Origin of the sequence: Martelella mediterranea, assembly GCF_004342225.1 — a bacterium.
GTDB lineage: Bacteria > Pseudomonadota > Alphaproteobacteria > Rhizobiales > Rhizobiaceae > Martelella > Martelella mediterranea_B.
This window is the reverse complement of the sequence record NZ_SMAR01000007.1, coordinates 89356-114879: the sequence shown is the minus strand read 5'-3', so window position 1 is coordinate 114879 and position 25524 is coordinate 89356. Positions and strand designations below refer to the sequence as shown.

Annotated in this window: 25 protein-coding genes and 1 pseudogene; 12 read left to right on the top strand and 14 right to left on the bottom strand. The window is 55.5% G+C overall.

Annotated elements, in window-relative coordinates; all coding sequences use genetic code 11:
- The first annotated feature begins 145 nt into the window (after window positions 1-145).
- The 8 genes from EDC90_RS06955 (at window position 146) to deoA (ending at window position 8128) form a co-directional block, all read left to right on the top strand.
- Complete coding sequence (locus tag EDC90_RS06955; RefSeq protein ID WP_132309877.1) at window positions 146-1138, top strand: BMP family lipoprotein; 993 nt, start codon at window positions 146-148, stop codon at window positions 1136-1138.
- A 90-nt stretch (window positions 1139-1228) separates the two neighbouring features.
- On the top strand, window positions 1229-2740 hold the full coding sequence (locus EDC90_RS06950; RefSeq protein ID WP_132309875.1) for an ABC transporter ATP-binding protein: 1512 nt from the start codon (window positions 1229-1231) through the stop codon (window positions 2738-2740).
- Window positions 2741-2747: 7 nt separating this feature from the next.
- A complete protein-coding gene (locus tag EDC90_RS06945) occupies window positions 2748-3857 on the top strand; it encodes an ABC transporter permease (RefSeq protein WP_132309873.1) in 1110 nt (369 codons plus the stop codon).
- A gap of 3 nt (window positions 3858-3860) precedes the next feature.
- Window positions 3861-4832: an ABC transporter permease gene (locus EDC90_RS06940; protein ID WP_132309871.1), complete on the top strand. Its 972-nt coding sequence runs from the start codon at window positions 3861-3863 to the stop codon at window positions 4830-4832.
- Between the two features lies 1 nt (window position 4833).
- The gene (locus EDC90_RS06935) at window positions 4834-5238 is read left to right on the top strand and encodes a cytidine deaminase (RefSeq protein ID WP_132309869.1); all 405 of its coding nucleotides are present in this window, start codon (window positions 4834-4836) and stop codon (window positions 5236-5238) included.
- Window positions 5235-6029 carry a purine-nucleoside phosphorylase gene (locus EDC90_RS06930; protein WP_132309867.1) on the top strand — a complete coding sequence of 265 codons (795 nt, stop codon included), beginning with the start codon at window positions 5235-5237 and terminating at the stop codon, window positions 6027-6029. Before EDC90_RS06935 ends, EDC90_RS06930 begins: the two co-directional genes overlap by 4 nt.
- 6 nt (window positions 6030-6035) lie before the next feature.
- Window positions 6036-6809 (top strand): deoxyribose-phosphate aldolase, encoded by a 774-nt coding sequence (gene deoC / locus EDC90_RS06925; RefSeq protein ID WP_132309865.1) that lies wholly within the window; start codon window positions 6036-6038, stop codon window positions 6807-6809.
- Complete coding sequence (gene deoA / locus EDC90_RS06920; protein ID WP_132309863.1) at window positions 6809-8128, top strand: thymidine phosphorylase; 1320 nt, start codon at window positions 6809-6811, stop codon at window positions 8126-8128. The genes deoC and deoA overlap by 1 nt, the downstream gene beginning before the upstream one ends.
- On the opposite strand, the gene EDC90_RS06915 is transcribed toward deoA, so the two are convergent.
- The 7 genes from EDC90_RS06915 to purU all read right to left on the bottom strand — a co-directional run bounded on the left by EDC90_RS06915 (window position 8122) and on the right by purU (window position 13030).
- Window positions 8122-8394 carry an usg protein gene (locus tag EDC90_RS06915; RefSeq protein ID WP_132309862.1) on the bottom strand — a complete coding sequence of 91 codons (273 nt, stop codon included), beginning with the start codon at window positions 8392-8394 and terminating at the stop codon, window positions 8122-8124. The two genes, deoA and EDC90_RS06915, sit on opposite strands and share 7 nt — an antisense overlap.
- A gap of 137 nt (window positions 8395-8531) precedes the next feature.
- On the bottom strand, window positions 8532-9353 hold the full coding sequence (locus EDC90_RS06910; protein WP_132309860.1) for an aldo/keto reductase: 822 nt from the start codon (window positions 9351-9353) through the stop codon (window positions 8532-8534).
- Between the two features lie 34 nt (window positions 9354-9387).
- The gene (locus EDC90_RS06905) at window positions 9388-10413 is read right to left on the bottom strand and encodes an aldo/keto reductase (protein WP_245510966.1); all 1026 of its coding nucleotides are present in this window, start codon (window positions 10411-10413) and stop codon (window positions 9388-9390) included.
- Between the two features lie 121 nt (window positions 10414-10534).
- The gene (locus EDC90_RS06900; RefSeq protein ID WP_132309858.1) at window positions 10535-10954 is read right to left on the bottom strand and encodes a hypothetical protein; all 420 of its coding nucleotides are present in this window, start codon (window positions 10952-10954) and stop codon (window positions 10535-10537) included.
- 3 nt (window positions 10955-10957) lie between these two features.
- Window positions 10958-11326 carry a DUF883 family protein gene (locus EDC90_RS06895; RefSeq protein ID WP_132309856.1) on the bottom strand — a complete coding sequence of 123 codons (369 nt, stop codon included), beginning with the start codon at window positions 11324-11326 and terminating at the stop codon, window positions 10958-10960.
- Window positions 11327-11481: 155 nt separating this feature from the next.
- Window positions 11482-11688: a hypothetical protein gene (locus tag EDC90_RS06890; RefSeq protein WP_165972764.1), complete on the bottom strand. Its 207-nt coding sequence runs from the start codon at window positions 11686-11688 to the stop codon at window positions 11482-11484.
- 457 nt (window positions 11689-12145) lie between these two features.
- On the bottom strand, window positions 12146-13030 hold the full coding sequence (gene purU / locus EDC90_RS06885; protein WP_132309854.1) for a formyltetrahydrofolate deformylase: 885 nt from the start codon (window positions 13028-13030) through the stop codon (window positions 12146-12148).
- 324 nt (window positions 13031-13354) lie between these two features.
- On the opposite strand from purU, the gene EDC90_RS06880 reads away from it, so the two are divergent.
- A complete protein-coding gene (locus tag EDC90_RS06880; protein WP_132309852.1) occupies window positions 13355-14449 on the top strand; it encodes a glycoside hydrolase family 5 protein in 1095 nt (364 codons plus the stop codon).
- Between the two features lie 2 nt (window positions 14450-14451).
- Here EDC90_RS06880 and epmA read toward each other — a convergent pair whose 3' ends face one another.
- Window positions 14452-15528 carry an EF-P lysine aminoacylase EpmA gene (epmA, locus tag EDC90_RS06875; RefSeq protein ID WP_132309850.1) on the bottom strand — a complete coding sequence of 359 codons (1077 nt, stop codon included), beginning with the start codon at window positions 15526-15528 and terminating at the stop codon, window positions 14452-14454.
- Window positions 15529-15760: 232 nt separating this feature from the next.
- Here epmA and efp point away from each other — a divergent pair, with 232 nt between their 5' ends.
- Complete coding sequence (efp, locus tag EDC90_RS06870; protein ID WP_132309848.1) at window positions 15761-16330, top strand: elongation factor P; 570 nt, start codon at window positions 15761-15763, stop codon at window positions 16328-16330.
- A 92-nt stretch (window positions 16331-16422) separates the two neighbouring features.
- Here the strand turns inward: efp and EDC90_RS06865 are convergent, their stop codons facing one another.
- The gene (locus EDC90_RS06865) at window positions 16423-17907 is read right to left on the bottom strand and encodes an NAD-dependent succinate-semialdehyde dehydrogenase (protein WP_132309846.1); all 1485 of its coding nucleotides are present in this window, start codon (window positions 17905-17907) and stop codon (window positions 16423-16425) included.
- A 143-nt stretch (window positions 17908-18050) separates the two neighbouring features.
- Between EDC90_RS06865 and EDC90_RS06860 the strand changes: the two genes are divergently transcribed.
- The gene (locus EDC90_RS06860) at window positions 18051-18293 is read left to right on the top strand and encodes an Lrp/AsnC family transcriptional regulator (RefSeq protein ID WP_132309844.1); all 243 of its coding nucleotides are present in this window, start codon (window positions 18051-18053) and stop codon (window positions 18291-18293) included.
- Window positions 18294-18299: 6 nt separating this feature from the next.
- Here EDC90_RS06860 and EDC90_RS06855 read toward each other — a convergent pair whose 3' ends face one another.
- From EDC90_RS06855 to EDC90_RS06835, 5 genes and pseudogenes are all read right to left on the bottom strand, one after another.
- On the bottom strand, window positions 18300-19427 hold the full coding sequence (locus EDC90_RS06855; RefSeq protein ID WP_132309842.1) for an MFS transporter: 1128 nt from the start codon (window positions 19425-19427) through the stop codon (window positions 18300-18302).
- Window positions 19428-19615: 188 nt separating this feature from the next.
- Complete coding sequence (prpB, locus tag EDC90_RS06850) at window positions 19616-20530, bottom strand: methylisocitrate lyase (protein ID WP_132309840.1); 915 nt, start codon at window positions 20528-20530, stop codon at window positions 19616-19618.
- A gap of 12 nt (window positions 20531-20542) precedes the next feature.
- Entirely contained in the window at window positions 20543-21685 is a 1143-nt protein-coding gene (prpC, locus tag EDC90_RS06845) for a bifunctional 2-methylcitrate synthase/citrate synthase (RefSeq protein ID WP_132309838.1), read from the bottom strand.
- Window positions 21686-21747: 62 nt separating this feature from the next.
- Window positions 21748-23259 (bottom strand): MmgE/PrpD family protein, encoded by a 1512-nt coding sequence (locus EDC90_RS06840; protein ID WP_132309836.1) that lies wholly within the window; start codon window positions 23257-23259, stop codon window positions 21748-21750.
- Window positions 23260-23463: 204 nt separating this feature from the next.
- Window positions 23464-24798, bottom strand: a pseudogene (locus tag EDC90_RS06835) (sugar porter family MFS transporter); the annotation flags it as partial.
- A 483-nt stretch (window positions 24799-25281) separates the two neighbouring features.
- On the opposite strand from EDC90_RS06835, the gene EDC90_RS06830 reads away from it, so the two are divergent.
- Window positions 25282-25497 carry a DUF3955 domain-containing protein gene (locus EDC90_RS06830; protein WP_132309832.1) on the top strand — a complete coding sequence of 72 codons (216 nt, stop codon included), beginning with the start codon at window positions 25282-25284 and terminating at the stop codon, window positions 25495-25497.
- The last annotated feature ends 27 nt before the right edge of the window (window positions 25498-25524 follow it).

The window sequence follows — 25524 nt, the reverse complement described above, 5'->3', positions numbered from 1 at the left end:
GGAAAATTTTGTGGTGAAATTTTGTTGAAGCCGTGTAACGATGCCTGCAACCTGACGTCTAGTGTCAGGATGTGACATCATTTCCCTTTCAAGAGGAAAAGATGTGCAGGGGTCCACGTTCATCAAAGGGAACAGAGCTGCTATTATGAAAAAAACTGTTTTGAGCCTTCTTGCCGTCGCCGCCATGTCGACATCCGCACTTGCTGCCGATTTCAAGCCGGCGCTGGTTTACGGAACTGGCGGGAAGTTCGATAAATCCTTCAATGAATCTGCCTATAATGGTGCAGAACGCTTCAAGAAGGATACCGGTGTTGCTTATCGCGATTTTGAGCCGACCGGTGATACGCAGGGTGAGCAGGCGATCCTGAACTTCGCCTCCATGGGTTTTAGTCCGGTTGTTGCGCTTTCATTCGCCTGGAAATCTGCTGTTCAGAAAATTGCACCGCAGTTTCCTGACACTGAATTCTACATCGTCGATGATGTGGTCGAGGGACCGAACGTTCAGTCGATTGTCTTCAAGGAAGAGCAGGGCTCTTATCTTGTCGGCCTTCTTGGCGCAATGAAATCCGAAACCGGCACGGTTGGTTTCATCGGCGGTATGGATATTCCGCTCATTCACAAATTTGGTTGTGGCTATGCGCAGGGTGCCAAAGCGGCTGACGAAAATGTCAAGATTCTCCGCAATTTCGTTGGTACAACCGGTGCTGCATGGAATGACCCGGTGAAGGCCGGCGAGCTGACCAAGAACCAGATGGATCAGAGCGCTGATGTGATCTACGCCGCTGCCGGGGCTTCCGGTCTCGGCGTGCTTCAGGCCGCCGCTGATGGCGAAAAATACTCCATCGGCGTCGATTCCAACCAGAACTATGTTCATCCCGGTTCGGTGCTGACTTCAATGGTCAAGCGCGTTGACAACGCCGTCTATGATGCCTTTGAAACCAGCATGGACGGCAGTTTCGAGCCGGGCGTAAACAGCCTCGGAATCGCTGAAGACGGTGTCAGTTGGGCTTATGACGAGTACAATAAGTCGCTGATCACGGAAGAGATGCTTGCCGCCGTTGATAAGGCCAAGGAAGGCATCATTTCCGGGGAAATCAAGGTGCATGATTACGCGGTTGATAATACCTGCCCTTACTGATTTTTCTGCGTTTCATGAGATGCGCCAGGGCCTTGGCGGTCCGGGCGCATCCCGTTTTATGAACATCGTCTGTTCCGGAGTTTAGGACTTTTGAGCACACCGCCCGCCATTGAACTCATCGGCATTGATAAGAGTTTTGGGCCGGTTCACGCCAATAAGAATATCAACCTGAAGGTCGAAAAAGGCACGATTCACGGCATTATCGGTGAAAACGGTGCCGGAAAGTCGACCCTGATGTCGATTCTTTATGGTTTTTACCAGGCTGACCGGGGTGAAATCAGGGTCAACGGCAAAGCGTTGCAAATCACAGACAGTGATGTTGCTATTGCCGCTGGCATTGGCATGGTTCACCAGCACTTTATGCTTGTTGAGAACTTCACCGTCCTTGAAAATGTCATGCTGGGCGCCGAGGGGGGCGCGCTTCTGGCCCAGGGCGAAAACGTATCGCGCAAGGAGCTGAAACGGCTTGAGAGCGAGTACGGTCTGGATGTTGATCCCGATGCGATCATCGACCAGTTGCCGGTTGGCCTTCAGCAGCGTGTGGAAATTCTCAAGGCCATGTTTCGTGGCGCGGAAATTCTGATCTTGGATGAGCCCACCGGTGCGCTGACGCCAGCTGAGGCTGATCACCTGTTTCGGATTCTCGGCATGCTGCGCGATCAGGGCCATACCGTAATCTTCATCACCCACAAGCTGCGTGAGATTATGGCAATTACCGACGATGTGTCGGTGATGCGACGCGGCGAGATGGTAGCAACCCGCAAAACCTCTGATACGACAGTTGAGGAACTTGCGGAGCTTATGGTTGGCCGCCGGGTTCTGCTCAGGGTCGAAAAGGGGCCGTCCAATCCTGATGACGTAGCGCTTTCGGTCCGGAACTTAACGGTTCATGACAGCCGCGGTGTGCCGATGGTCAAGAATGTCTCGTTTGATGTGCGCAAAGGCGAGATTGTCGGTATCGCCGGTGTGGCCGGGAATGGTCAGTCCGAGCTTCTGGAAACGCTGTCAGGCATGCGTAAGCCACGCTCCGGCGAAATCTGGATCAACGGCAAGAAGGTTGAGCATACAGATCCCGCGAAGATGCGGAATATCGGTGTTGCCCATATTCCCGAAGATCGCCACCATATGGGCCTGATTTTGCCGCTTGAAGAGCGTGAGAACAATATTCTCGGCTATCATAATCTTCCAAAATATGGCCGCGCCGGGGTTATTGACCGGCAGGCTGTGCTGGAAGATGCGAAAGAGAAAATCGAGAAATACGATATCCGGCCGCCCAATCCGACGCTCAAGACCGCGAATTTTTCCGGCGGTAACCAGCAGAAAATCGTTGTCGCGCGCGAGATCGAGCGGGATCCTGATATTCTTCTGGTCGGGCAACCGACCCGCGGCGTTGATATCGGTGCAATCGAATTTATTCACAAACGGATCATTGATATGCGTGATTCCGGCAAGGCTGTCCTGCTGGTTTCAGTGGAGCTGGATGAAATCCGGGCTCTTTCGGATCGCATACTTGTGATGTTCGCTGGTGAGAATGTGGGCGAGGCATCGCCTGATGCCGATGAACAGCAGCTTGGCCTGATGATGGCCGGCATAGCATCTTGAGGCTGAAATGAGCGCAGCAAACACACCGCTTCCAGGCTGGGTCACATTCCTCCTTATGCCGGTTCTCAATCTGGTCACTGCACTGGTTATCTCCGGATTTGTGATCTGGATGATCGGCCAGAATCCTTTCGATGCGTTACTGATCCTGCTTCAGGGCGCGCTGGGCAATGGCATGGGCATCGGCTTTACCTTGTTTTATGCCACCAATTTTATTTTTACCGGACTCTCGGTCGCCGTCGCTTACCACGCAGGCCTTTTCAATATCGGCTCAGAGGGGCAGGCCTATGTCGGCGGGCTCGGCTGTGCGCTGGTTGCGCTAACGCTCGGCGACTATGTTCCGTGGTATGTCACGATGCCCTTTGCCGTTCTGGGCGCTGCTCTTTTCGGGGCGGCATGGGCTTTCATTCCGGCCTGGCTCCAGGCAAAGCGCGGAAGCCATATCGTGATCACCACGATCATGTTCAACTTTATCGGCGCGGCACTGATGGTCTACCTTCTCGTGCATGTGCTCAAGCCGCCGGGGAACATGTCACCGGAAACGCGTGGTTTCGCACCCGGCGGGCAATTGCCGGGGCTGGACTGGCTGATGGCGATTTTCGGTTCCAGGCTTGGTCCTGCGCCGCTGAACGTTTCGTTCATTCTCGCACTCGGCATGTGCGTTGTGGTTTGGTTTCTGATCTGGCGTACCAAATTCGGCTATTCAGTCCGCGCGCTTGGAATGAGCGCTTCGGCCGCGTCTTATGCCGGCATCCCCTATGCCCGCACTGTCATCCTTGCCATGCTGATTTCCGGTGGTCTTGCCGGCATGATGGCGTTGAATGTGGTGATGGGATCGGCGGACAGGCTTCAGGTTGAATTTGTCGGGGGGGCCGGTTTTGTCGGTATTGCCGTTTCACTGATGGGCCGAAGCCATCCGCTCGGCATTGTGCTTGCTGCGATCCTGTTTGGAATTCTGTATCAGGGGGGGGCGCAGCTTTCCTTCATGATGCCGGAAATCACCCGCGATATGATCGTGATGATTCAGGGGCTGGTGATCCTCTTCGCCGGTGCGCTTGAGTTCCTGTACCGGCCTGCTCTGGCTAAACTTTTTGGCCAAAAACAGACTGTGGGGGCGTGATCGATGCAAACAGTTGATATCATCATCGGCATGCTTGGTTCGACGGTCAGATTGTCCGTTCCCTTGCTGTTTACTGCACTGGCAGGGCTGTTTTCGGAGCGCTCGGGGATTGTCGATATCGGGCTGGAAGGCAAAATGCTGGCCTCTGCCTTTGCAGCCGCCGTGGTCGCCTATTATACGGGTTCACCCTGGATGGGGCTTCTCGGTGGCATTGTGGTATCGATGGCGTTCAGTGTCGTGCACAGCTATGCCTCGATTACCGCCAGAGGCAATCAGATCGTATCGGGGGTGGCGCTGAATTTCGTGGCAGCCGGTCTCACAGTGGTGCTGGGGAATGCCTGGTTCCGGCAGGGCGGGCGCACGCCGCAACTGGAAAACAGTGCCCGGTTTACCGATATCACGCTGCCGGGGGCTGATGCTGCCAGTCAGATGGGCTTTTTCGGAAAACTCTATTCAGACGTGATCTCCGGTAACAACATTCTGGTCTATCTGGCCTTCATCACGGTGCCGCTGGTCTGGTGGGTGGTTTACAAAACCCGTTTTGGCCTTCGTATGCGCGCCGTTGGCGAAAACCCCGGAGCCGTTGATACCGCCGGTATTTCTGTCGCCTGGCTGCGGTACCGCTCGGTTCTGCTTGCCGGTTTCCTGTGTGGCTTCGCAGGCACCTATCTGTCGATTGCCCAGTCGGCATCATTCATCAACAACATGTCTGCCGGCAAAGGCTATATTGCGCTGGCGGCGCTGATCTTCGCCAAGTGGAAGCCCGTGCCTGTCATGTTCGCCTGTTTGTTGTTTGGCTTCCTCGAGGCCTTGTCGAACTTCATGCAGGGTAAAGCCATTCCGCTTATCGGTGAGGTGCCGGTTCAGGTCTTTCAGGCGATGCCATACGTCCTGACCTGTGTGCTGCTCGCTGGCTTTATCGGTTCGGCGCGGCCGCCGAAAGCCGGTGGCGTGCCGTACGTGAAGGAACGTTAAGATGGCTGAAACATCTCTTGATGCACTGTTTGAAACAGCCAAGGCTGCCAGTGAGAAAGCCTATGCGCCCTATTCGAAATTTCCGGTGGGCGCGGCTATCCTTTCTGATGATGGCAAGGTCTATTCAGGCGCGAATATCGAAAACCTCGCCTATCCGGAAGGGATTTGCGCTGAAGGCGTTGCCATTGGTCGCATGATCATGGGCGGCGGCCGGAAAATCGAAACGGTCGCGGTTTATGCTCCGCGTCTGGCATTATGCTCACCATGCGGAGGCTGCAGGCAGAAGATTGCTGAGTTTGCCGAAGCCGGTGCCAGTATTCTCCTGTGTGATGATGCAGGCGTTCAGAAAAGCGTGACGATTGCAGAGCTTTTGCCGCATGCTTTCGAAACCGAGAATATCGGATGACGGAAGCGGCGCAGTTTATCAGGCGTGCTCTGGGGGATTTTCAGCCACGCTTCGGTCTGGTTCTCGGTTCGGGTCTTGGCGGGCTGGCGGCGGATCTTGAGGATGCAACGGGCTTTGCCTTTTCTGAGCTCCCCGGCTTCCCACAAAGCCGTGTCAGCGGTCATGACGGACGTCTAATTGCCGGAACGCTTTCCGGTGTTCCTGTGATTTTGCTGTCCGGTCGCGTCCATTATTACGAGGCTGGAGATGCTGCGGCCATGCGCGTGCCGCTGGAAACGCTGGCAACACTTGGCGTGGAAAGCGTTATACTGACCAATGCGGCCGGGTCGCTGCGAAATGACATGCCTCCGGGTTCGGTTATGCTGATCACCGATCACATAAACTATTCTGGAATGAACCCTCTGATTGGTGAACCTTCGGATCGCCGTTTCGTTGGCATGAGCCATGCCTATAGCGAGACACTGTCGATCGGGCTTCGCTATGCGGCATCTGACCTGGATATTCCGCTTGCCCACGGCGTTTATATGTGGTTTTCAGGGCCAAGCTTCGAAACACCGGCAGAAATCCGCATGGCCCGTATTCTGGGGGCAGACGCGGTTGGCATGTCCACGGTTCCTGAGGTGATACTGGCGCGCTTTTTCGGCCTTGAGGTTGCAGCGCTTTCGGTCATCACGAATTTCGGGGCTGGTATGGCCAATGGTGAACTCGGGCATGATGAGACCAAGGAAATGGCGCCGGTGGGTGGCCGGAAGCTGGCCGCGATCTTGAAACACATGATTGGTGAGGGGTGATAAGCCATGAAACATCACAGTCTCCAGGAGGCCGCTTCGGTTTCGCTCTCCCTGCTCGACCTGACAAACCTGAAAGACGATTGTAACGAGCGTGATGTCGAAGATCTGCTGGCGCGTGCCCATACGCCTTATGGAACGCCCGCTGCCATCTGTATCTGGCCGCGTTTCGTGTCTCTGGCAAGGCAGATCCTTGGCGATGACCATCTGATCCGGATTGCCACGGTCGTCAATTTCCCGTCTGGCGACCTGTCGCTGAGCACGGTCGAGGAAGAAACGGAACAAGCTATTCGCGATGGCGCCGACGAGATCGACCTTGTCATTCCCTATAAGAAGCTGAAGGCCGGAAATGAATGGGCCGTCAGCGAGATGATCCGTGCCATTCGCTTTTTGTGCCGCGAGCCGGTGACCCTCAAGGTTATACTCGAGACCGGCGAACTGGCCGATGCCGGGCTTATCCGCAAGGCGGCCAGGCTGGCGATTGATGAGGGAGCTGATTTCATCAAGACGTCGACCGGAAAGGTCAGCGTGAATGCCACATTAGAGGCCGCCGATATTATGCTCGGTGTGATCCGCGAAGCTGAGCGCCCGGTTGGGTTCAAACCGGCAGGTGGTGTCTCTTCGGTTCAGGATGCCCAGCTTTATCTGAGCCTGGCTGAAACGGTCATGGGGGAGGGATGGGTAACCCCCGCCACCTTCCGCTTTGGTGCATCCGGCCTGCTGAATGATATCGAAGGTGTTCTGGCTGGCAAGCAATCTGCGGTTTCCGGCGATAGTTACTGATGCTGGCGCAGGAGATCATCGCAAAGAAGCGCGATGGGAAGGTGCTGACCGACACCGATATTTCAGGGCTGGTTAAAGCGCTTTCGGATGGCAGTCTCGCTGATTCGCAGGCTGCTGCTTTTGCCATGGCGGTCTATTTGCGTGGCATGAGTGATGATGAAACGGTCGCACTCACGCTTGCCATGCGTGACTCCGGAAGTGTCCTGAGCTGGGAAGATACGGGCAAGCCGATTGCGGACAAGCATTCAACCGGGGGCATTGGCGATAATGTCTCGCTGATGCTGGCGCCGATCGCAGCAGCCTGCGGTCTCACTGTTCCGATGATCTCCGGTCGCGGCCTTGGGCCAACGGGCGGCACACTGGATAAGCTTGAGTCGATCCCGGGTTATAATGTCAGCCCGTCGCAGTCAGCCTTGAAAGCCATTGTGCGTGAGACTGGTTGCGCAATTGTTGGTCAGACGGGCGATCTGGCGCCTGCTGACAAGAGGCTTTATGCCATTCGTGATGTGACAGCGACCGTTGAATCCATGCCGCTGATCGTTTCGTCGATACTGTCCAAGAAGCTGGCCGCCGGCCTTCAAACACTGGTTCTGGATGTCAAAGCCGGTGGCGGTGCCTTTATGGCGAACACAGATGACGCCATTGCACTGGCGAAAAAGCTTGTTTCCGTTGCCAATGGAGCCGGTCTTCCAGCCACCGCGCTGGTGACGGATATGAATGAGCCGCTTGCCGATGCCGTCGGCAATGCCGTTGAGATCGAAAATGCACTGGCGTTTCTGAAAGGCGAAAAGTCCGGCACCAGGCTTCAGGCCGTGGTTTTGGCTCTTGCTGGTGAAATGCTCATGGGTTCGGATATCGCGCAGTCACCGGAAGAGGCGCAGATCAAGGCTGAAGCAGCGCTGACAAGTGGTGCCGCGCTGTCGTGTTTTGCGAGAATGGTTGCAGGTCTTGGTGGGCCGTCAGATTTTGTCGAAAAGACGGAGCGCTATTTACCGGTCGCACCGGTTGTCCGGCCTGTTCCTTCGGGGCAAAGTGGATTTCTGTCTGCCTGTGACGCGCGGGCAATCGGGCTTAGCGCACTGACGCTGGGCGGAGGCCGAAAGCATCCGGACGACCAGATTGATCACAGCGTTGGTTTTTCCGGTCTGAGACCGCTTGGCAGTCCGATTGAGGTTGGCGAGCCGATCGGTTTTGTACATGCCCGCGACGAAGCATCGGCAGACATTGCCACCGATGCGCTTCAATCTGCCTATCGGATCGACGAAGCACAACGCACAGTGCCGTCCCTGATCGTCGCGCGTTTGACCGGCGATCAGTGAAGCGTGATTTCGCCTGCGATCTGCCGCCATTCGTTTGGCCCAATCAGACGTTTATGCGCGTAGCGCACAGAATGCAGCGGCCCGTCGAGATTGTCTTTCCAGAAATCGAGAAACTTCTGCATTTCGGGAAAATCCGGCGCAAGATCGTAATCCTGCCAGATGTAGGTCTGCAGAAGGCTGTCGTAATCGGGCATACGGTATAGAATCTGAGCCGTCGTCAGGCCATAACCAGCCAGTTGCATTTCAAACTCGGACGCAAAGCGCATGTTCCACCTCATATTGTTTGTTGACAATATGAGAGGCTGATCCAGTTTTGCGCCGGTTGCAATCTGAAAGTAAAAATAATCAGTAGAAACAATATGTTGTCAGCGCTATGCGGCGAGTGCTGCCAACGCATTTTGCATCAGTCCCACTCAGGAGCCCATGAAGGATTGATCAACCGCTCACCCCGGTCGAGCGCGCGCAGATCGGCCAGTTCCGTGGTTTCGAGTGTGATATTTGCAGCTTCGAGATTGGACCGTATTCTTGCGGCGTTGCTTGAAGTCGGAATGACGACATGACCTTCGGCAATCAGGAATGCCAGCGCAATTTCCGCCTCGGAAACACCGTGAACATCAGCGATGCCTGAGAGCACCGGGTCGCCAGCGACCTTGCCCTGGGCAAGCGGTGAATAGGCAGTCAGAGCAATGCCACGGGCTTCGCAGAAATCGGCAATCACACGGTTCTGGAAGAAAACATGGCATTCCACCTGATTGGCGGAAATCGGCCGGTCACCAAGCAGGTCTTCAGCTTTCGAGATCAGGTCGCGATTGAAATTCGATACGCCGATCCGTTCTGTCAGTCCGTCGTCATACATCTCGGCAAGGCGACCGATATAGTCTTCGAATGGTATGGAGGCATCGCGCGCCGGCCAGTGAAGCAGAAGAAGGTCGAGCTTATCTCGACCAAGCTTTTCAAGGCTGTTTTCGACGCTTGGGCGAAAACGTCCGGCATCGTAGTTATCGATCCAGACCTTTGTCGTCACAAAGATGTCGGATGTCGGCAGACCTGAATCCTTAAGCGCGCCCCCCACCTCGGATTCATTTTCATAAGCCTGGGCGGTGTCGATGTGACGATAGCCCGCTTCAAGCGCTGCGAGAACCGTGCGGTAGCCTTCGTCGCCTTTGCGTTTCCATGTGCCGAAACCCATCTGCGGGATACCGTTGATCGTCCTCAACTCTGCCATGATGTCACTCCGTGAATTGTGTGTCAGCGTTGGATCAGGGGCGCATTGGTCCGCTTCCAGCGCCTGTGCGTTTGATCGCTTCGGCAATTTCGTTCATGTCGTCATCATCCAGGTCAAGGCTGGCAGCTGCAATCCAGCCATCAATCTGGTCCGGGTTGCGCGCGCCGACAATTGCACCCGTCAGCCCCGGCCACGCCAGAACCCAGGCAATTGCAATTGCTGCCTGGCTGACGCCATGGCGTTTGGCCACCGGTTTCAGCGCTTCAGCCAGTGCGAGATTGGCCCTCAGCTTGTCGCCGTTGAACTGTTCTGCGTTCTTGCGCCAGTCGTCATCGGGCAGGTTTGCGGCGCGGTCTTCGCTGAAGCGTCCGGTCAAAAGGCCCGCCTGCATTGGGCTGTAGCAAATGACTGCGGTATCGTGACCGCGCGCCCACGGCAGAAGCTGTTCGGCCGTATCGCGACGGATCGCGGAAAACGGAGGCTGCAATGTGTCCACATGGGCGACCGCTTCGGCCTCCTGCAGCTGCGTGGCATTGTGATTGGAAAGTCCGATGGCACGAACCTTTCCCTCTGCCTTCAGTTTTGAAAGCGCGCCCCAGTATTCAGCCAACGGCACGTCTTCGGAAGGCCAGTGCACCTGCATCAGGTCAATGCGTTCCACGCCAAGGCGTTGCAGCGATTCCTCCGTCTGGACGCGGATACGGTCTGGATGGCCGATGCGGCGTGGCTTTTCATGACGGTTCTGCTCGTCCCATTCCAGTCCGCATTTCGTGAAAATGAAGGGGCGCTCTGCCTGTGGAATATCTCTGATCGCGCGTCCAACGACTTCTTCCGAATGGCCAAGTCCATAGACGGAAGCAGTGTCGATCCAGTTCACGCCCAGAGATATGGCCCGGTGAATCGCGGAAATGGAATCATCATCATCCTGCGAGCCCCACCCGGCAGCCCAGTCTCCACCGCCAATCGCCCAGGCTCCAAAACCTGTGCGGGTGATCGCCATATCTGTTTTGCCAAGTCGGCGAAGCGGTAGTTGGTGCGTTGTTTTCGGATGAATGGTCAAATTCTCTCTCCCGCGCCCGGTTCGCCGGGACAGTCCGTTGCGGACAGAGCGCTGCTATCAGTCAATATGGCACACGCCTGAGTGGCGTGGTAAATGAATAATACCGACCAGAATGGAATAATTACTTCTTTTTAGCCATGGTGCGTGCCAGCACATAGGCAAGGCCGGCGGCTGCAGCGAGGCCGGAAATCGGTTTTTCCCGCATCATGGCAGGAACGATGCCAGCGACACCCTGAAGCATTTCTTCTGTCGCCAGCCGGGCTGCTTTCATACGCCGCTGTTCCATTCTGTTCATGATCAGGGCGTAGGCCAGCACAAAGATCGCAAGCGCCAGTGAGGCGATTGCAACAGTCAGTGCGGCACCCAAGGGGCCGAGAACGGAGGCCAGATAAATGGCAAGGGCAGCCACGCCGCCTGCATAAGCAGAAAAGAACAGGAATATCAGCACCACGGCGATAATCATGTTCCGTTTGGCAGAACGCGCCAGCAGGCGGCTATCGACGCTGAGTACGGTCGCCGCCAGTGAAATCAATCTGTCCATGGCTCAGCGACGTGTCAGAAGTGCTGCCAGAAAACCAACGCCAGCTGCCAGCATCAGCGATTGAACCGGGCGCTCTCGAATACGGTCTTCCAGATCCTCCTCAAGAGAAAGCGCTTCTTCCCGCGCACGGTCATAGGCGTCATGGCCCGCTTTCGTCGCGTCGTCACGGAATTTCTCCGCACGGGCGCGCGCTTCGCCAAAACGCTCCTCAGCACGACCACGGGCTTCTTCTGCCTTCTGGCTTCCGAGGTCCGAAATTGTTTTGGTCAGCTTGGAGATGTCATCACGAAGCTGATCAATCTGTGCCTGAACATCGGCTTGCGAGGCATTTGATCCGGTTGATCTTGAACCGGTGCTTTTCGCTTCTGCCATATCTGGACTCCCGTTTTAAACTTTCTTCCGTTGACCAAATGCATAGAGACGCCAATTGTTCCGCAATCAGCTGACTTACCTGCACTGACGAAAAAGAAGGTGCGCCTAATCGGCCCGGCTGACAACCGCCGTGACGCCGAAAATTGCAGACAGACTTAACTGGCGGCTGCGGCCTTCTCCGGCGTTGATGTCAACGCAGCGACATGAGCGCGCAATGCGCGGCGCAGCTCGTCCATTGTTTCATAAATGCGGCCATCGAGGTCATGGACATGGAATTTAACAGCGACAAACTTTAGTCGCCCGTTCTCCGGCACGACGATACCCACCGGCTGACCGCCGAATTCAACCATCTCTTTTTTCATGGAACCAGCTTCAGAAGTGTTTAAAGACTTCCGATCCTATTGTTTCAACCTGAAAATGCACACAAATGACGTTATATGCCTAGCGACAGCATCGATGCATCCCACGCACGAGGCGGGGGTGGTGGTGAATTTGCGATTTGCACATTCCAAAGGGCATTGCACCCTCCCTGTCTTTCTCTACGACCTAAATCGTTCGAGACTGGTTTTAGCCGAACGACGACTTACGAACCAGACTATAATTCCTGTTTGTGTAGGATTTTTTCTGAAACGTGTCAAAAAAATGGGCAGAAAGAAAAAGTTGTTCCGCCTCATGCGGACACTTCAACGCACTGCCCTGTCCTACTGAGCGCTAGATAGGATAGTGTCATCGCAAAACAAGAGGCATGCGCGGAAAAGACATGCCCGTATATTTCGTATACAACTTAAAGTGTATATTGTCCGGCGTCAGGTATCAAGGTCAGCCCATCCGCTCAGACGCATAAGATCCGGCTGAAGGCGGGAACACAACGGTTCGGTTGCCGTTTACGAAAACCCGATGGTGAATATGGGCATGGATCGCCCGCGCCAACACCAGTGCCTCCACATCCCTCCCGAGTGCCACATAATCTTCCGGGCTTTGAGCGTGGGTAATGCGCACGGTCTCCTGCTCGATGATCGGGCCTTCGTCCAGTTCCGGCGTCACGTAGTGTGCTGTCGCGCCGATCAGCTTCACACCGCGCTGATATGCCTGTTTGTAAGGGTTGGCGCCTTTGAAGCTTGGCAGGAATGAGTGGTGGATATTGATCACCTGACCGGCCATCTTCTTGCAAAGCCTGTCTGAAAGCACCTGCATATAGCGGGCCAGGACAACAAGCTCGGTTTCGGTTTGCTCAATCAGTTCGATCAGCTTGTCTTCCGCCTGTGGCTTCGTCTCCTTCTTCACCGGGATGTGGTAGAAGGGAATGTCGTGATTGACCACCAGCTTCTGGTAATCAAGATGATTGGAGACGACGCCGACGATATCGACCGGCAGGGCGCCAATGCGCCAGCGATAGAGCAGATCGTTGAGGCAGTGGCCGAAACGCGAAACCATGATCAGGGTTTTGGGGCGATAGTTTCCGTCATGCAGCTTGAAGTCCATATCGAAATCTTTGGCCACATCTTTGAAGCCTTCACGAAGCTGTTCGAGATTGGCGCCGGTTTCCGAAATGAAGACAGTGCGAATGAAAAAGCGCCCGGTTTCCAGATCATCGAACTGCGAACTGTCGATGATGTTGCAGCCTTCAGCGGCAAGATAGCCCGAAATTGCAGCGACAATGCCGCGCTGGGAAGAACAAGTCACTGTGAGGACGTAGTTGTTCATGATCTTTTCCTGTCTTGAAAGCACCGGACCAGGCGCCAGTTATTTGTTCTGGGGCCTGTCGGTCTTTAGAGGTTTGACAAAAGCGTTTCAACACTTGCCTTGCTTATGTCCGGCATCAGACTACGCATAAGAAATGTGCGATTGGCCATTGACGACGAAAAACTGCAAAATGCCGCCATTCCGGTTGTTCTCCCGAAAGATGGATTTGACCGGTGCCGGGGATTTCAGTAGCGTTTTACCTGTAATCGACGGTCGCCGTATTTTGTTAATGCCTTTTCGATAGGTTTGGATGAATGCCTTATTCTGCCTTTGGAGCCTCTGAGAATGCAGCGCCAGCCTCTTCCTGAACCTTCATTTCGTCAGAAAGCCGGTACCAGATGGTCCGGATTTGCTGGAGCATTTGCCCTTCTGTTTTCCGCCATTTCAGCCCTGTCGTCACCAGCAAACGCGAAGGCCTGCAGCATGAACTTGAGAGGCATTAATCTTGCCGGTGCTGAATTTGGCTCAGTCGGACAGCCCTATGGTCAGGGCTACATCTACCCTTCGAAAGAAACCATCGAGGCGATGGGAACGGACAGGTTCAACAGTATACGGCTGCCGTTTCTTTGGGAGCGACTGCAGCCGACACTGAACCAGCCGCTGGACCCCACTGAACTCGGTCGTATTCAGGATGTTGTCAAAACCGCACGGGCGAATAAACTCGTCGTGATCCTCGATGTGCATAACTATGCCCGGTATAACGGCGAACTGATCGGCAGTGCGGCGGTGCCGGTTTCCGCCTTTGCCGATTTCTGGAAGCGTCTCAGTGCGGTTTTTGCAAATGACCGCGATATTCTCTTCGGCATCATGAATGAGCCGCATGATATTGCTGCAACTGACTGGCTGACGGCTGCCAATGCGGCTATACGCTCCATCCGCGATATCGGTGCCGGAAATCTCGTTCTTGTACCGGGAACAGCCTGGACCGGCGCCCATAGCTGGACGCAGAGCTTTTACGGTCCTTCAAATGCGTCTGTCATGACCGGTGTCGTCGACCCCAGCAATAATTTTGCTTTCGAAGTGCATCAGTACGCTGACTCTGATTTTTCCGGAAAGGCCGATAATTGCAGCCATATCAATGATGCCGTTTCGGCGTTGAAGGACTTTGATAACTGGCTGCAGGCGAATGACGCCAAGGGCTTTCTCGGCGAGTTCGGAACGGTAGACAGCCTCAATTGTCTGGTGGGGCTGAAGCAGATGATTGACGTTGTCGATAACAATCCTGATCGCTGGGTCGGCTGGGCCTACTGGGCGAGTGGTGACTGGTGGCCGAAGAACGCACCGATGATTATTCATCCGAACCTGCGCGACGGCGGCAGCCAGATACTGCGCACACTGGAACCTGCTCTTGGTATTCCCGCCAAGACCTGCCGGAGCTGAGGTCAGAGACTACGTTTTCCTGACTTGCCGTAAACCGGTGCCCACAGCACGTCTTCGATGCGTCGGGCACCGACCGCCAGCATCACCAACCGGTCGAAGCCAAGAGCAATGCCGCTTGCGTCCGGCATGATCGAAAGTGCCGACAGAAAGTCTTCATCGATCGGATATTCTTCGCCATAAAGCGACAGCTTATCTCTCATCTCTACCTCGAACCGGCTGCGTTGCTCCGTTGGGTCGGTTAATTCGCCGAAGCCGTTTGCAAGTTCCACACCGCAGGCATAAAGCTCAAACCGCTCGCTGATGCGATTGTCATCGGGGCTTTTTCGTGCCAGTGCTGCCTCCGGTGCCGGGTATTTTTCCAGAATGGTTGCACGATGGTGACCGAGCCTCGGCTCTACCTTTTCCACGAGAATACGGGAGAAAAGGTCAGACCATGTATCATCCTCGGCAAAGCGAATTCCGGCGTCTTGCATCTGCGCCGCCAGTTCTTGCTGGTGGGTGGTGCCGTCCGTTCCGATCGTTGCAATGAGATTGATCCCTGCGAATTGTTCAAAGGCATCGGCAACCGAAAGGCGTTCCGGCGTCGCAAACGGATCACAGACGCTGTCTCTCCAGCGGAGCTGATCTGTGCCTGCGGCTTCGGCCGCGATGATCATCAGCGCGGCGCAGTCTTCGTACAGCTTCTCGAAAGGCGCACCGGCGCGGTACCATTCCACCATTGTAAACTCGGGATGGTGCAGCGGACCACGTTCGCGGTTGCGATAGACATGCCCGAAGCTGACGATTTTTTCTTCCCCGGCGGCCAGCAGCTTCTTGGCGGTGAATTCCGGTGATGTGTGAAGATACATCGTTTCAGCTGCCCCGTCATTGCCGATCATACTGGTATGAAAGGCATGGAGATGGGTCTCGTTACCCGGCGAAAACTGCAGTGCAGGCACATCGATTTCGATAAAATCCTGCTCGGCAAACCAGTTGAGAATCCGGCTTTTTGTCCGATTTCGCGCCAGAAGTGCCGCACGCCGGTCTGCATGGCGGTGCGGGTGCCACCAGGCGCTGCTGATATGTTCCGTCTTGCTCATGGCTTTTGTCTTATCCCGTGCCTGTTTTCGCTCGAAATGGAGGATTTCAAACCCTGGTCCTGCGGATTCGCGTTCAGGCGAAGACAAAAGCGCGTCCGGGCAGGTGGATGTAAAGCCTGGAATTCCGAATCGGCCTAGAATTCCGATCAAATTTGGGTTAGTCCGCTTTCAAGAATTTTCAAAGGTTGATGCGTGCTTTTTTGATGCTCAACCGTCGTTCAAAGGAAGTCTTATGGTTAAAGTCATCGCCTCGTCGCTGCGCAAGGGCAATGTCGTCGATGTCGGCGGCAAGCTTTATGTCGTTCTCACCGCCCAGAATTTCCATCCCGGAAAGGGCACGCCCGTCACCCAGATTGACATGCGCCGGATTGCTGACGGTGTGAAGGTCTCGGAGCGCTGGAAGACGACGGAGCAGGTTGAGCGTGCTTTCGTTGAGGATACGAACCACACTTTCCTTTATAATGATGCCGAAGGGTTCCACTTCATGAACCCGGAAACATATGACCAGCTGACCATGAGCGCTGACGATGTTGGCGATTCTGCCAATTACCTGTCAGAAGGCATGAACGTCATTCTGTCGATTCATGAGGGCATTGCAATTGCGCTGGAACTTCCGCGTCAGGTAACGCTGGAAGTGACCGAAACCGAGCCGGTCGTTAAGGGGCAGACAGCATCGTCGTCATACAAACCAGCCATGCTTTCGAATGGCGTTCGCACCATGGTTCCCCCGCACATTGATGCCGGAACACGCGTTGTCATTCTGACAGAAGACGGCTCATACGTTGAGCGTGCGAAGGACTAATCAGGTCTCCCGCATGAAGACTGATTGATAAAAGGCGGGCCCGGTGCCCGCCTTTTATCGTTTTTGACCGCTCTTTTTCGTGGTTGATCGCGTTATTCGATGCCGCCGAGGCAGATATATTTCAGCTCCATATAGTCATCGAGACCGTATTTTGAGCCTTCGCGGCCGATGCCGGACTGTTTGATCCCGCCAAAGGGCGCCACTTCCGTTGATATCAGCCCCGTATTGACACCGACAATGCCATATTCCAGCGCCTCTGCGACGCGGAAGATTTTCGCAACATCGCGGGAGAAGAAATAAGAGGCGAGGCCGAATTCGGTATCATTGGCCATGGCGATCACGTCTTTTTCCGTCTCGAACCTGAATAGCGGTGCGACGGGACCGAACGTTTCCTCGCGGGCGCATTTCATGTCTGTGGTCACATCAGTCAGCACGGTCGGCTCGAAGAAGAGGCCGCCGCGTGCGTGAGGGCGACCACCGAGCTGGATCTGCGCGCCCTTTTCAACCGCATCCTCAACATGGGATTTGACCTTCTTGATCGCATTCTCATCGATCAGCGGGCCGATATCGACGCCTTCTTCCATACCGTCGCCGACGGAAAGCTCCGAAACGCGCTTTGCCAGTTTTTCGGCAAAGGCATCATAGACATTGGCCTGCACATAAAGGCGGTTTGAGCATACGCAGGTCTGCCCGGCATTGCGGTATTTGGAAGCGATGGCGCCATCGACTGCAGCGTCAATATCAGCGTCGTCAAAGACGATAAATGGTGCATTACCTCCGAGCTCGAGCCCCATCTTCTTGATCTGATCGGCACCCTGACGCATCAAAATTCGCCCGACATTGGTGGAGCCGGTGAATGTGATCTTGCGCACGCGGTCATCGTCACTGAAAGCCTTGCCGACCATTGATGCATCGGATGCTGTCAGAACAGAGAGCACACCGGACGGCACACCGGCGCGCTCGGCCAGAACCGCCAGCGCAAGCGCGGAAAGAGGGGTCTGGGTCGCAGGCTTGGCAACCATGGCACACCCGGCGGCCAGAGCCGGTGCCATTTTGCGCGCCAGCATGGCGTTCGGGAAATTCCACGGCGTAATCGCGCCAACAACGCCGATGGGCTGGCGGATCACCATAATACGTTTATCGGCCTGGTGGCCGGGGATCATGTCGCCATAGGCACGTTTGGCTTCTTCGCCAAACCATTCGACATAACTGCCGCCATAAAGAATTTCGCCGCGTGCCTCTTTCCAGGGCTTGCCCATTTCGATGGTGAGGATGGTTGCCAGGTCGTCGGCGTTTTCAACCATAAGATCATAAAGCTTGCGCAGAATGGCGGCACGTTCCTTACCGGTTTTGGCGGCCCATTCTTTCTGCGCACGATGTGCCGCGGCAATGGCTTCTTCCACGTCCTCCGGGCCACAATCCGGCAGAGTGGCGATCACCGCTCCGGTCGAAGGGTTTGTGACTTCGAAAGTTTCTCCGCTCTTCGCTTCATTTCGCCAGTTGCCGGCGACGAAGGCGCCGCCACCGGCAAGCGCCGGGTCGTTCAACTTTGATTCCAGTTCCGGTGTAATCGCCATTGTAATCTCCCTTGCCATTTTGAAACTCATGCTAGCGCGGCACGGCTTGCAAGGCTACCGCACCTTTCAGAAACATAATCATCTGTTATAGAGTTCCGGTGACAACGGAATTTTCGATCCGGCAATATGATACGAGGCAGACTATGAAGGCGATATTCGTTCAGTTCAAATGCGATCCCGGTGAAGCTTATGAGGTTGCCGATATCGTCGTGCGCACGCTGGAAGAGACCTCGGAGATTTATTCCACTTCCGGCCACTATGATCTGCTGGCCAAGTTCTATCTGCCGGACGAGGCCGATATCGGGCATTTCGTCACCAGCCAGCTGCAGACCATCAAAGGCGTGAAGGACACGTTCACGCTGGTGACTTTCAAGGCCTTCAGCTGATCCTGATCACATGTCGCGATAGGCACGCGGTGCCAGCCAGAAGCTGACAACCAGCATTGGCAGCAGCAGAAGGAAGGTGACCTGCAGGCCGAAATGTTCGGCCACGGTTCCCATCAATGGCGGAACGCCGAGCGTTGAAAGCATCAGTGCCAGTGTCATTGCGGCCAGATTATCCGCTGCCGACCGGCCGGGAAGCTGTGTCACAGCGGCGACTGCGACCGGCATGTTGAGCGCCACACCAGCGCCGACGACGATGAGCGCGAATGCGCCGACGACGATATTCGGGAATGCGACAAGAACGGTGATGCCGCTGAAAACGCAGACAACCGAAAATCTGAGCAGGTGAACGGGTGTGAAGCGGCCACGCAACTGGTCGCCAAACATGCGCATCAGGCCCATGCTGGCGGTGAAGCAGGCAAACAGCAGACCTGCATTGGCGGGTGAGGCGCCCAGCACATTGCGAAAGTAAAAAATCCCCCAGTCATAAATCGTGCCTTCTGCAATCGCGAGGCCGAAGACAATGGCGCAGACCAGAAGCACGGCCTTGTCCGGCACAACAAAAATCTTGCCGCCACTGCCGGATGTCGTTGAAACGCCGCCTTTGGGCAGAAGCCGCAATTCGATCAGTGCCAGCGCCATAATGGCAACGGCAACCGTGATCAGGTGGGGAAACGGTGTGATATCCTGCCCGGCCATGAACCCGCCATAGAGCGAGCCGATCAGAAGACCAACCGACCAGAAACCGTGCGACCGGGAAAGCACTTTCACACCGGTGGTCTTTTCCACTTCCATCGCGACCATATTGGCCGCCACATCCAGAACAGTACGGATAAACCCGAAGCTGACAAAGCCCAGCATGAAGGCCCAATAGGGCATGATACTCATCAGCGGGATCAGCGGTGCCATCAGGCCGAGCGCCAGCGTCGCAGCAATGCGGGGCGTCAGTCGGTTTGTAATGCGCCCTGCTACCGGCAGAGCGAGAAATGTGCCGATTGAGGCCCCGAAAATCGCAATGCCGAGCGCGGACTTCCCCACGCCCATGTCTGCCGAGATTTCCGGCATGCGCACGAAAAGTGAGATAAACAGCGTTGCATTGCCCAGAAACAGCAGGGCAGGGGGCAGGAAATGAGGCATGGCCGGATTGCCTGAAAGGGAGGAGCATGGATTTCGTGAAAAATGCCGTCTGCGGCAAGTCAGGTCGTCCGCTATCGCGTCCTCAAAGCCAAGGCAAGGACCATGAGTGAAAAAGGTCTTTCACTCATGCATGTTTCATCATTCTGTCTTGAATGACGCAACCGACAGCCCCGCGGGCCCGGCGTTTCCTATTTCTCCGGCGTGGGCAGAACGGTACTGACAATGGTGGCATCAAGCGCTTCATACTCCGCAAGGCCGATCGTGTCGTAAAGCTCCGCCCGTGTCTGCATATTCTCAAGTTCATTCTTCGTTGAACCTGTCTGTTTCAGGGTGTGAAACAGCCGTTCCTGCGCTTTGTTGGCCACCCGGAGCGATGACACCGGGAAGATCACCATTTTGTAGCCCAAAGCCTCGAATTCGCTCGCCGTCATATAAGGTGTGCGGCCAAATTCAGTCATATTGGCAAGAAGTGGGACACCGTCCATACGTTCGGCGAATTCGCGGAACATATCGGCAGTGGTCAGAGCTTCCGGGAAGATTGCATCTGCGCCAGCATCCATGAACATCTTAGCGCGTGCCACGGCTCCATCCATGCCTTCGCTGGCGGCCGCATCCGTGCGGGCAATGATATAAAGATGCCGTCGTGCTTTTGCTGCCGCAGCAATTTTTGCGGCCATGTCGTGCGGGTTGGCCAGTTTCTTGTCATTCAGGTGGCCGCATTTCTTCGGCAGTAGCTGATCTTCGATATGAACAGCCGCTGCGCCCGCATCCTCGAATGTGCGGACCATGTGCATGACATTCAGTGCCTCGCCATAGCCTGTGTCGCCATCAACGAGAAGCGGCAGCCCACTGGCCCGTGTGATCTGGCGAATAAAAAATGCGACCTCGTCAACGGTGATCATACCAAGATCGGGAATGCCCATTGAGGCAGTCATTGCTGCGCCGGAAAGATAAAGCGCTTCAAATCCGGTCTTTTTAGCCTGAAGCGCTGCCATGCCATTATGGACGCCCGGCATGGTGACGATTTCACGCCTCTCCACGGCGCGGCGAAAGCGAATGCCGGCCGGTTCATCCGGCAGATCGGCTGACATCAGGTAAGGCATAAGCCGTCTCCTTTACGGGCGTTGATCAATGGATACGAAAGGCCGGTTTTCCGGCCCGATATAGTTTGCAGAGGGACGGATGATCTTTTTGTCCTCGCGCTGCTCGATGATATGAGCCGCCCAGCCAGCCGTTCGCGCGATCACAAAAAGCGGTGTAAACATCGCGGTCGGCACACCCATCATGTGATAGGAAACGGCCGAGAACCAATCGAGATTTGCGAACATGTTGCGGGCATCGGCCATCGTTACTTCGATGCGGTCTGCGATCTCGAACATCTTCATCGTACCGGCTTCCTTAGAGAGTGTGCGGGCCACCTCCTTGATCACCCGGTTGCGTGGGTCGGCAATGGTATAAACCGGATGGCCGAAGCCGATGATGACTTCCTTGTCCGCCACGCGCGCGCGGATATCGGCCTCGGCTTCATCGGCGGTCGTGTAACGTTTCTGAATCTCGAATGCCACTTCGTTGGCGCCGCCATGTTTCGGGCCGCGCAAAGCCCCGATTGCCCCGCAAATGGCGGAATAGAAATCAGTGCCCGTGCCGGTGATTGAACGTGCGGTAAATGTTGAGGCGTTGAATTCGTGTTCGGCATAAAGGATCAGTGATGTGTGCATTGCCCGCACATGGCTTTCGGGCGGTCGTTCGCCGTGCAGAAGGTGCAGAAAATGTCCGCCGATGGAATCGTCCGTGGTCTCGACATCAATGCGGCGGCCATTGTGTGAAAAGTGATACCAGTAGATCAGCATCGAGCTGAGCGAGGCCAGAAGCTTGTCGGCAATATCACGGGTGCCGGGTATGTTGTGGTCGGCCGTTTCCGGCAAAACGCAGCCAAGAACCGAAACGCCGGTACGCATCACATCCATCGGGTGTGCCGCGGCGGGCAGCAGTTCCAGCGCCTGTTTCACCTGTGTCGGCAGGCCGCGTAGCGCTCTGAGCTTGGCTTTGTAAGCGGCAAGGGCGGCCCTGTTTGGCAGTTCGCCGTGTACCAGAAGGTAGGCGATCTCTTCAAAATCGCAGGTTTCTGCAATATCGAGAATGTCGTAGCCGCGATAATGCAGATCGTTGCCGCTCTGCCCGACCGAGCAAAGCGCTGTATTGCCAGCAACGACGCCGGAAAGCGCCACCGATTTCTTCGGCTTTTTCAGTTCGGACATGATGCTCCTCCTCAAAAGCAATACGCTCCGCCATGCCCTCCTCAAAGCATGCCGCAGGTGGTTCAGGACCAGTCAAAAATACCGGTTCTGGCGGGCGGACCCAGCTTGTCCGGCAGGGCGGTAAAATTCAGCTCAAGCACCTCTGCCGGTGTAAGGGTGATCAGCTGGTCCACCATATCCAGAAACCGGTCCTGTTCATCGGCATCAACGATGCCGTCAGCCAGCATACGGAATTTGCGCACATAGTCCGGGCGGCTGAAGGGCCGGGCCCCAAGAGGGTGCGCATCGGCCACGGTCAGTTCGTCCTCAATCACACGGCCATCGTTCATGGCCACCGTCACATGTCCGCCAAAGGCTTTTTCAGCCGGATCGTGGCTGTGATAGCGTTTCGTCCATTCCGGATGCTCCGTGGTTTCAATCTTGTGCCAAAGAGCGACTGTCTCCGGCCTGCGGGCGCGTTCCGGTGCATATGAGCGCTCATGATGCCAGCCGCCGTCTTCCAGCGCTACGGCGAAGATATACATGATCGAGTGGTCGAGGGTCTCCCGGCTGGCATTGGGATCCATCTTTTGCGGATCATTGGCGCCGGTACCGATCACATAATGCGTGTGGTGACTTGTTTCGATCAGGATCGACCGGACTTCGGAAAGATCGCCGATCTTTGGTCCCATGCGTCGGGCCAGATCAATCAGGGCCTGGCTTTGATATTCGGCTGAGTGTTCCTTGGTGTAGGTATCCATGATCGCACGTTTGGCCTCGCCGGGGCCGGGCAGGGGAACTTCATAGAGCGCTTTCGGGCCGGAAAGCAGCCAGGCGATGAATCCGTCTTCGCCTTCCCATGCCGGCGATGGTGCACCTTCACCGCGCATAGCCCGGTCAACAGCTTCAACCGCGACCTTGCCGGCAAATGCGGGGGCATAGGCCTTCCAGCTGGAAATCTCGCCCTTGCGCGATTGCCGGGTTGTTGTCGTCAGGTGCAAAGCCTGCTGCACTGCCTGATAAATCGTCTCGTGATCCAGTTTGAGGGCCGTGCCGATACCAGCCGCTGCCGAAGGGCCGAGATGGGCAATATGATCGATCTTGTGCTCATGCAGGCAGATACCTTTGACCAGATTGACCTGAATTTCATATCCCGTGGCAATGCCTCTGGCCAACGCTTCGCCAGACAGACCGCAATGCTGGGCCACGGACAGAACCGGCGGTATATTATCACCGGGGTGGGAATAATCGGCGGCCAGAAACGTGTCGTGATAGTCGAGCTCGCGCACGGCCACGCCATTGGCCCAGGCGGCCCACTCCGGTGAAAAACGTTCTGCATCCGGCAGACCGAACAGGCATGCCCCGCGAGAAAACGGGTGAGACATGGCCTGCGCGCGTGCGCTCACAATCGGGCGCCGCGCCAGCGAAGCGGCTGCCACCGAGGCATTATCGATGATGCGGTTGCCGATCATCTCCACCACATCATCATCCAGCGGTACATCATCTGCGGCCACAGCCGCGATCTTCCAGGCTAGCTGATCGTGTCGTGCAAGACCTTCGGATGACGTGTAGGTCCGGACCATATGGGTCTTCATCAGTGCTCCTCCCGCCTGACTGACCGTCTCATGGAAACGGCAGTCTGTGTCTCCCGCTGCATTATTCGCCCATTTGTACTGGCCACAGCAATGCAGCCATTAGTCGTAGTCCTTTGGGGCATGGTTAAGGCGTGCAAACGACAAAAGCCCGCAGAGCAGCGCCGCGGGCTTTTTTGAGAATTGGCAGGCTGAAAAGCTTTATGATCAGCTTTCCATAACCATGCGTTGTTCGATTTCTTCCAGCGAAACGCCTTTGGTTTCCGGTGCTACGGCGATGGCATAGATAATGCCAGCGACACAGCAGATCGTGAAAATACCGAAGGTGCCGACAATGCCGATGCCGCTGAGAAGAACCGGGAACAACAAGGCAACGATGAAGTTGAAGAACCAGTTTGCGACCGAAGCCAGCGCCATACCGCGCGGGCGAAGACGAAGCGGAAACAGCTCGGACATGTAAAGCCAGGGCAACGGACCGAGACTGACCGCGAAGAAGGCGATAAAGGCAAAGATGCCGAACAGCGCGATATAGGGACTTGCCGGTATGGCAGCCATGGTTGCGCCGGTCACAACGGCCATGCTGATCGATGTGCCAACAAAGCCGAGAATGAGAAGCTTGCGGCGACCGATCGACTCTACGAGATACATCGCAACGATTGTCAGGGCGACATTGACGACACCCACGCCGACCGTTGCAAGAAGCTGTGTCATCTGGCCGGAAAAGCCAGCCTGTTTGAAAATTTCCGGGGCGTAATAGATGATCGCGTTGATACCGGAAAGCTGCTGAAGCACGAAGACGATCATGGCAAAGCTTGTGACCGGCAGGATCCCCTTCTTCAGGAAGGTGCTCCATGCGGGCTTTGCGTCTTCCTCATGTGCACTTTCCTTGATCTCATGGATGATGCGGTCAAGATCGGCATCTGTCGCTTCTGGCTGAAGGTGGGCGATGATATCGCGTGCCTTGTCTGCGTTCTTGTTCAGCGTCAGCCAGCGTGGTGTTTCCGGTGAGAGGAGGATACCAACAAAAGCGATGATGGCCGGGAACACGCCGACACCAATCATCCAGCGCCAGTCTCCCGACGCTCCAAAGGCAGCGTTCGACATGTATGACACCATAATACCGATGGTGATCATCAGCTGAAAAGCCGAAACGATCGTACCGCGGATCCGTGCCGGGGCCACTTCCGCCAGAAACATCGGTGCGGTCATTGCCGAGGCGCCGATACCCACACCAATCAGAAGACGTGAGAGCGTCAGAATATACTGGTCAAACGCCAGAGCAGAGGCGAGCGAGCCGACGAAGAAGATGATGGCGCCGAGGACAAGCATCGGCTTTCGCCCATATTTGTCCGTGGTGACCATCGCGACGATGGTACCGGCAACCGCGCCGAGCGGGACGGCGGATGTGATCACGCCCTCCATGAACGGGGTGACGACGAAGTCCTGCTTGATGAAGGGCAATGCGCCCGAAATGACACCCTGGTCGAAACCAAAGAGCAATCCGAACAATGCTGCCACAATGACAATAGCGATTAGCATTGGTGTTTCTCCGCGTTCTCTCGCTTGGCGTCAGTGCGTCAGGCGAAATCGTTAGTGAACTGACCCGGCTCCTGCTCTTTTTTGATGAAGCGATTGTGAAACAATCACGACAATTCGCAGAGAACCCTGTTGCGAAATCAGGTTGAAGCCTAGGTGTTATAATGTTGTCAAATGATTTTGACGTTTTGGTTGTATTTCCTCAATGATAGTGCAATCAATGCGCGTTTTTCTTGTACTTGATTCCGGCTTTTTTTTGTCATTTCTGCCTTGCTTGCCATGTTGGTATGCAGATTAGAATGTCTGCACGAAGCGGCTTTAAAAAGCCATAAACAGATAATACTCAGATCAACATAGCTGCACGGCGATCACTTTGTATATGTTACCTCGCACCTTCGGCCAAAACGACATGAACGCGTACAGGACTTAAAGTGCTCATGCCAGGGCCGGTGTCGAAAATCCAGCATTCCAATGTGACGGAGATCGGAGATGAAAATTGCCGGGCTCATAATGGTCGTTGTCGGCGTGGCCGCCTGGACCTTTAATGCCTGTTTTTATGCACACACGAGCGCAAGCGGAATGCTGCAGGAAAGTCTGTTGTTTCCATTAAGCCGTCTGGCTGTCGTCAGCGGGCTGGTGCTTTTGTTGTTGCACGTTGTTTATCACGCGCTTTTGCGGGTGTTTCGTCATTGCGACGAACGTTAAAGGCCGGGCATTACAGCCCGGCCTGAT

Bases quoted from the DNA above. Each gene is read 5' to 3' on its own strand.
- EDC90_RS06910 (WP_132309860.1), bottom strand. From the start codon at position 9,353: ATGGCAGAGTTGAGGACGATCAACGGTATCCCGCAGATGGGTTTCGGC.
- deoC (WP_132309865.1), top strand. From the start codon at position 6,036: ATGAAACATCACAGTCTCCAGGAGGCCGCTTCGGTTTCGCTCTCCCTG.
- EDC90_RS06855 (WP_132309842.1), bottom strand. From the start codon at position 19,427: ATGCCTCATTTCCTGCCCCCTGCCCTGCTGTTTCTGGGCAATGCAACG.
- epmA (WP_132309850.1), bottom strand. From the start codon at position 15,528: ATGAGCAAGACGGAACATATCAGCAGCGCCTGGTGGCACCCGCACCGC.
- EDC90_RS06935 (WP_132309869.1), top strand. From the start codon at position 4,834: ATGGCTGAAACATCTCTTGATGCACTGTTTGAAACAGCCAAGGCTGCC.
- prpB (WP_132309840.1), bottom strand. From the start codon at position 20,530: ATGCCTTACCTGATGTCAGCCGATCTGCCGGATGAACCGGCCGGCATT.
- EDC90_RS06930 (WP_132309867.1), top strand. From the start codon at position 5,235: ATGACGGAAGCGGCGCAGTTTATCAGGCGTGCTCTGGGGGATTTTCAG.
- EDC90_RS06940 (WP_132309871.1), top strand. From the start codon at position 3,861: ATGCAAACAGTTGATATCATCATCGGCATGCTTGGTTCGACGGTCAGA.
- EDC90_RS06860 (WP_132309844.1), top strand. From the start codon at position 18,051: ATGAAGGCGATATTCGTTCAGTTCAAATGCGATCCCGGTGAAGCTTAT.
- EDC90_RS06915 (WP_132309862.1), bottom strand. From the start codon at position 8,394: ATGCGCTTTGCGTCCGAGTTTGAAATGCAACTGGCTGGTTATGGCCTG.
- EDC90_RS06830 (WP_132309832.1), top strand. From the start codon at position 25,282: ATGAAAATTGCCGGGCTCATAATGGTCGTTGTCGGCGTGGCCGCCTGG.
- purU (WP_132309854.1), bottom strand. From the start codon at position 13,030: ATGAACAACTACGTCCTCACAGTGACTTGTTCTTCCCAGCGCGGCATT.
- deoA (WP_132309863.1), top strand. From the start codon at position 6,809: ATGCTGGCGCAGGAGATCATCGCAAAGAAGCGCGATGGGAAGGTGCTG.
- prpC (WP_132309838.1), bottom strand. From the start codon at position 21,685: ATGTCCGAACTGAAAAAGCCGAAGAAATCGGTGGCGCTTTCCGGCGTC.
- EDC90_RS06865 (WP_132309846.1), bottom strand. From the start codon at position 17,907: ATGGCGATTACACCGGAACTGGAATCAAAGTTGAACGACCCGGCGCTT.
- EDC90_RS06890 (WP_165972764.1), bottom strand. From the start codon at position 11,688: ATGAAAAAAGAGATGGTTGAATTCGGCGGTCAGCCGGTGGGTATCGTC.
- efp (WP_132309848.1), top strand. From the start codon at position 15,761: ATGGTTAAAGTCATCGCCTCGTCGCTGCGCAAGGGCAATGTCGTCGAT.
- EDC90_RS06945 (WP_132309873.1), top strand. From the start codon at position 2,748: ATGAGCGCAGCAAACACACCGCTTCCAGGCTGGGTCACATTCCTCCTT.
- EDC90_RS06955 (WP_132309877.1), top strand. From the start codon at position 146: ATGAAAAAAACTGTTTTGAGCCTTCTTGCCGTCGCCGCCATGTCGACA.
- EDC90_RS06840 (WP_132309836.1), bottom strand. From the start codon at position 23,259: ATGAAGACCCATATGGTCCGGACCTACACGTCATCCGAAGGTCTTGCA.
- EDC90_RS06880 (WP_132309852.1), top strand. From the start codon at position 13,355: ATGCAGCGCCAGCCTCTTCCTGAACCTTCATTTCGTCAGAAAGCCGGT.
- EDC90_RS06895 (WP_132309856.1), bottom strand. From the start codon at position 11,326: ATGGCAGAAGCGAAAAGCACCGGTTCAAGATCAACCGGATCAAATGCC.
- EDC90_RS06900 (WP_132309858.1), bottom strand. From the start codon at position 10,954: ATGGACAGATTGATTTCACTGGCGGCGACCGTACTCAGCGTCGATAGC.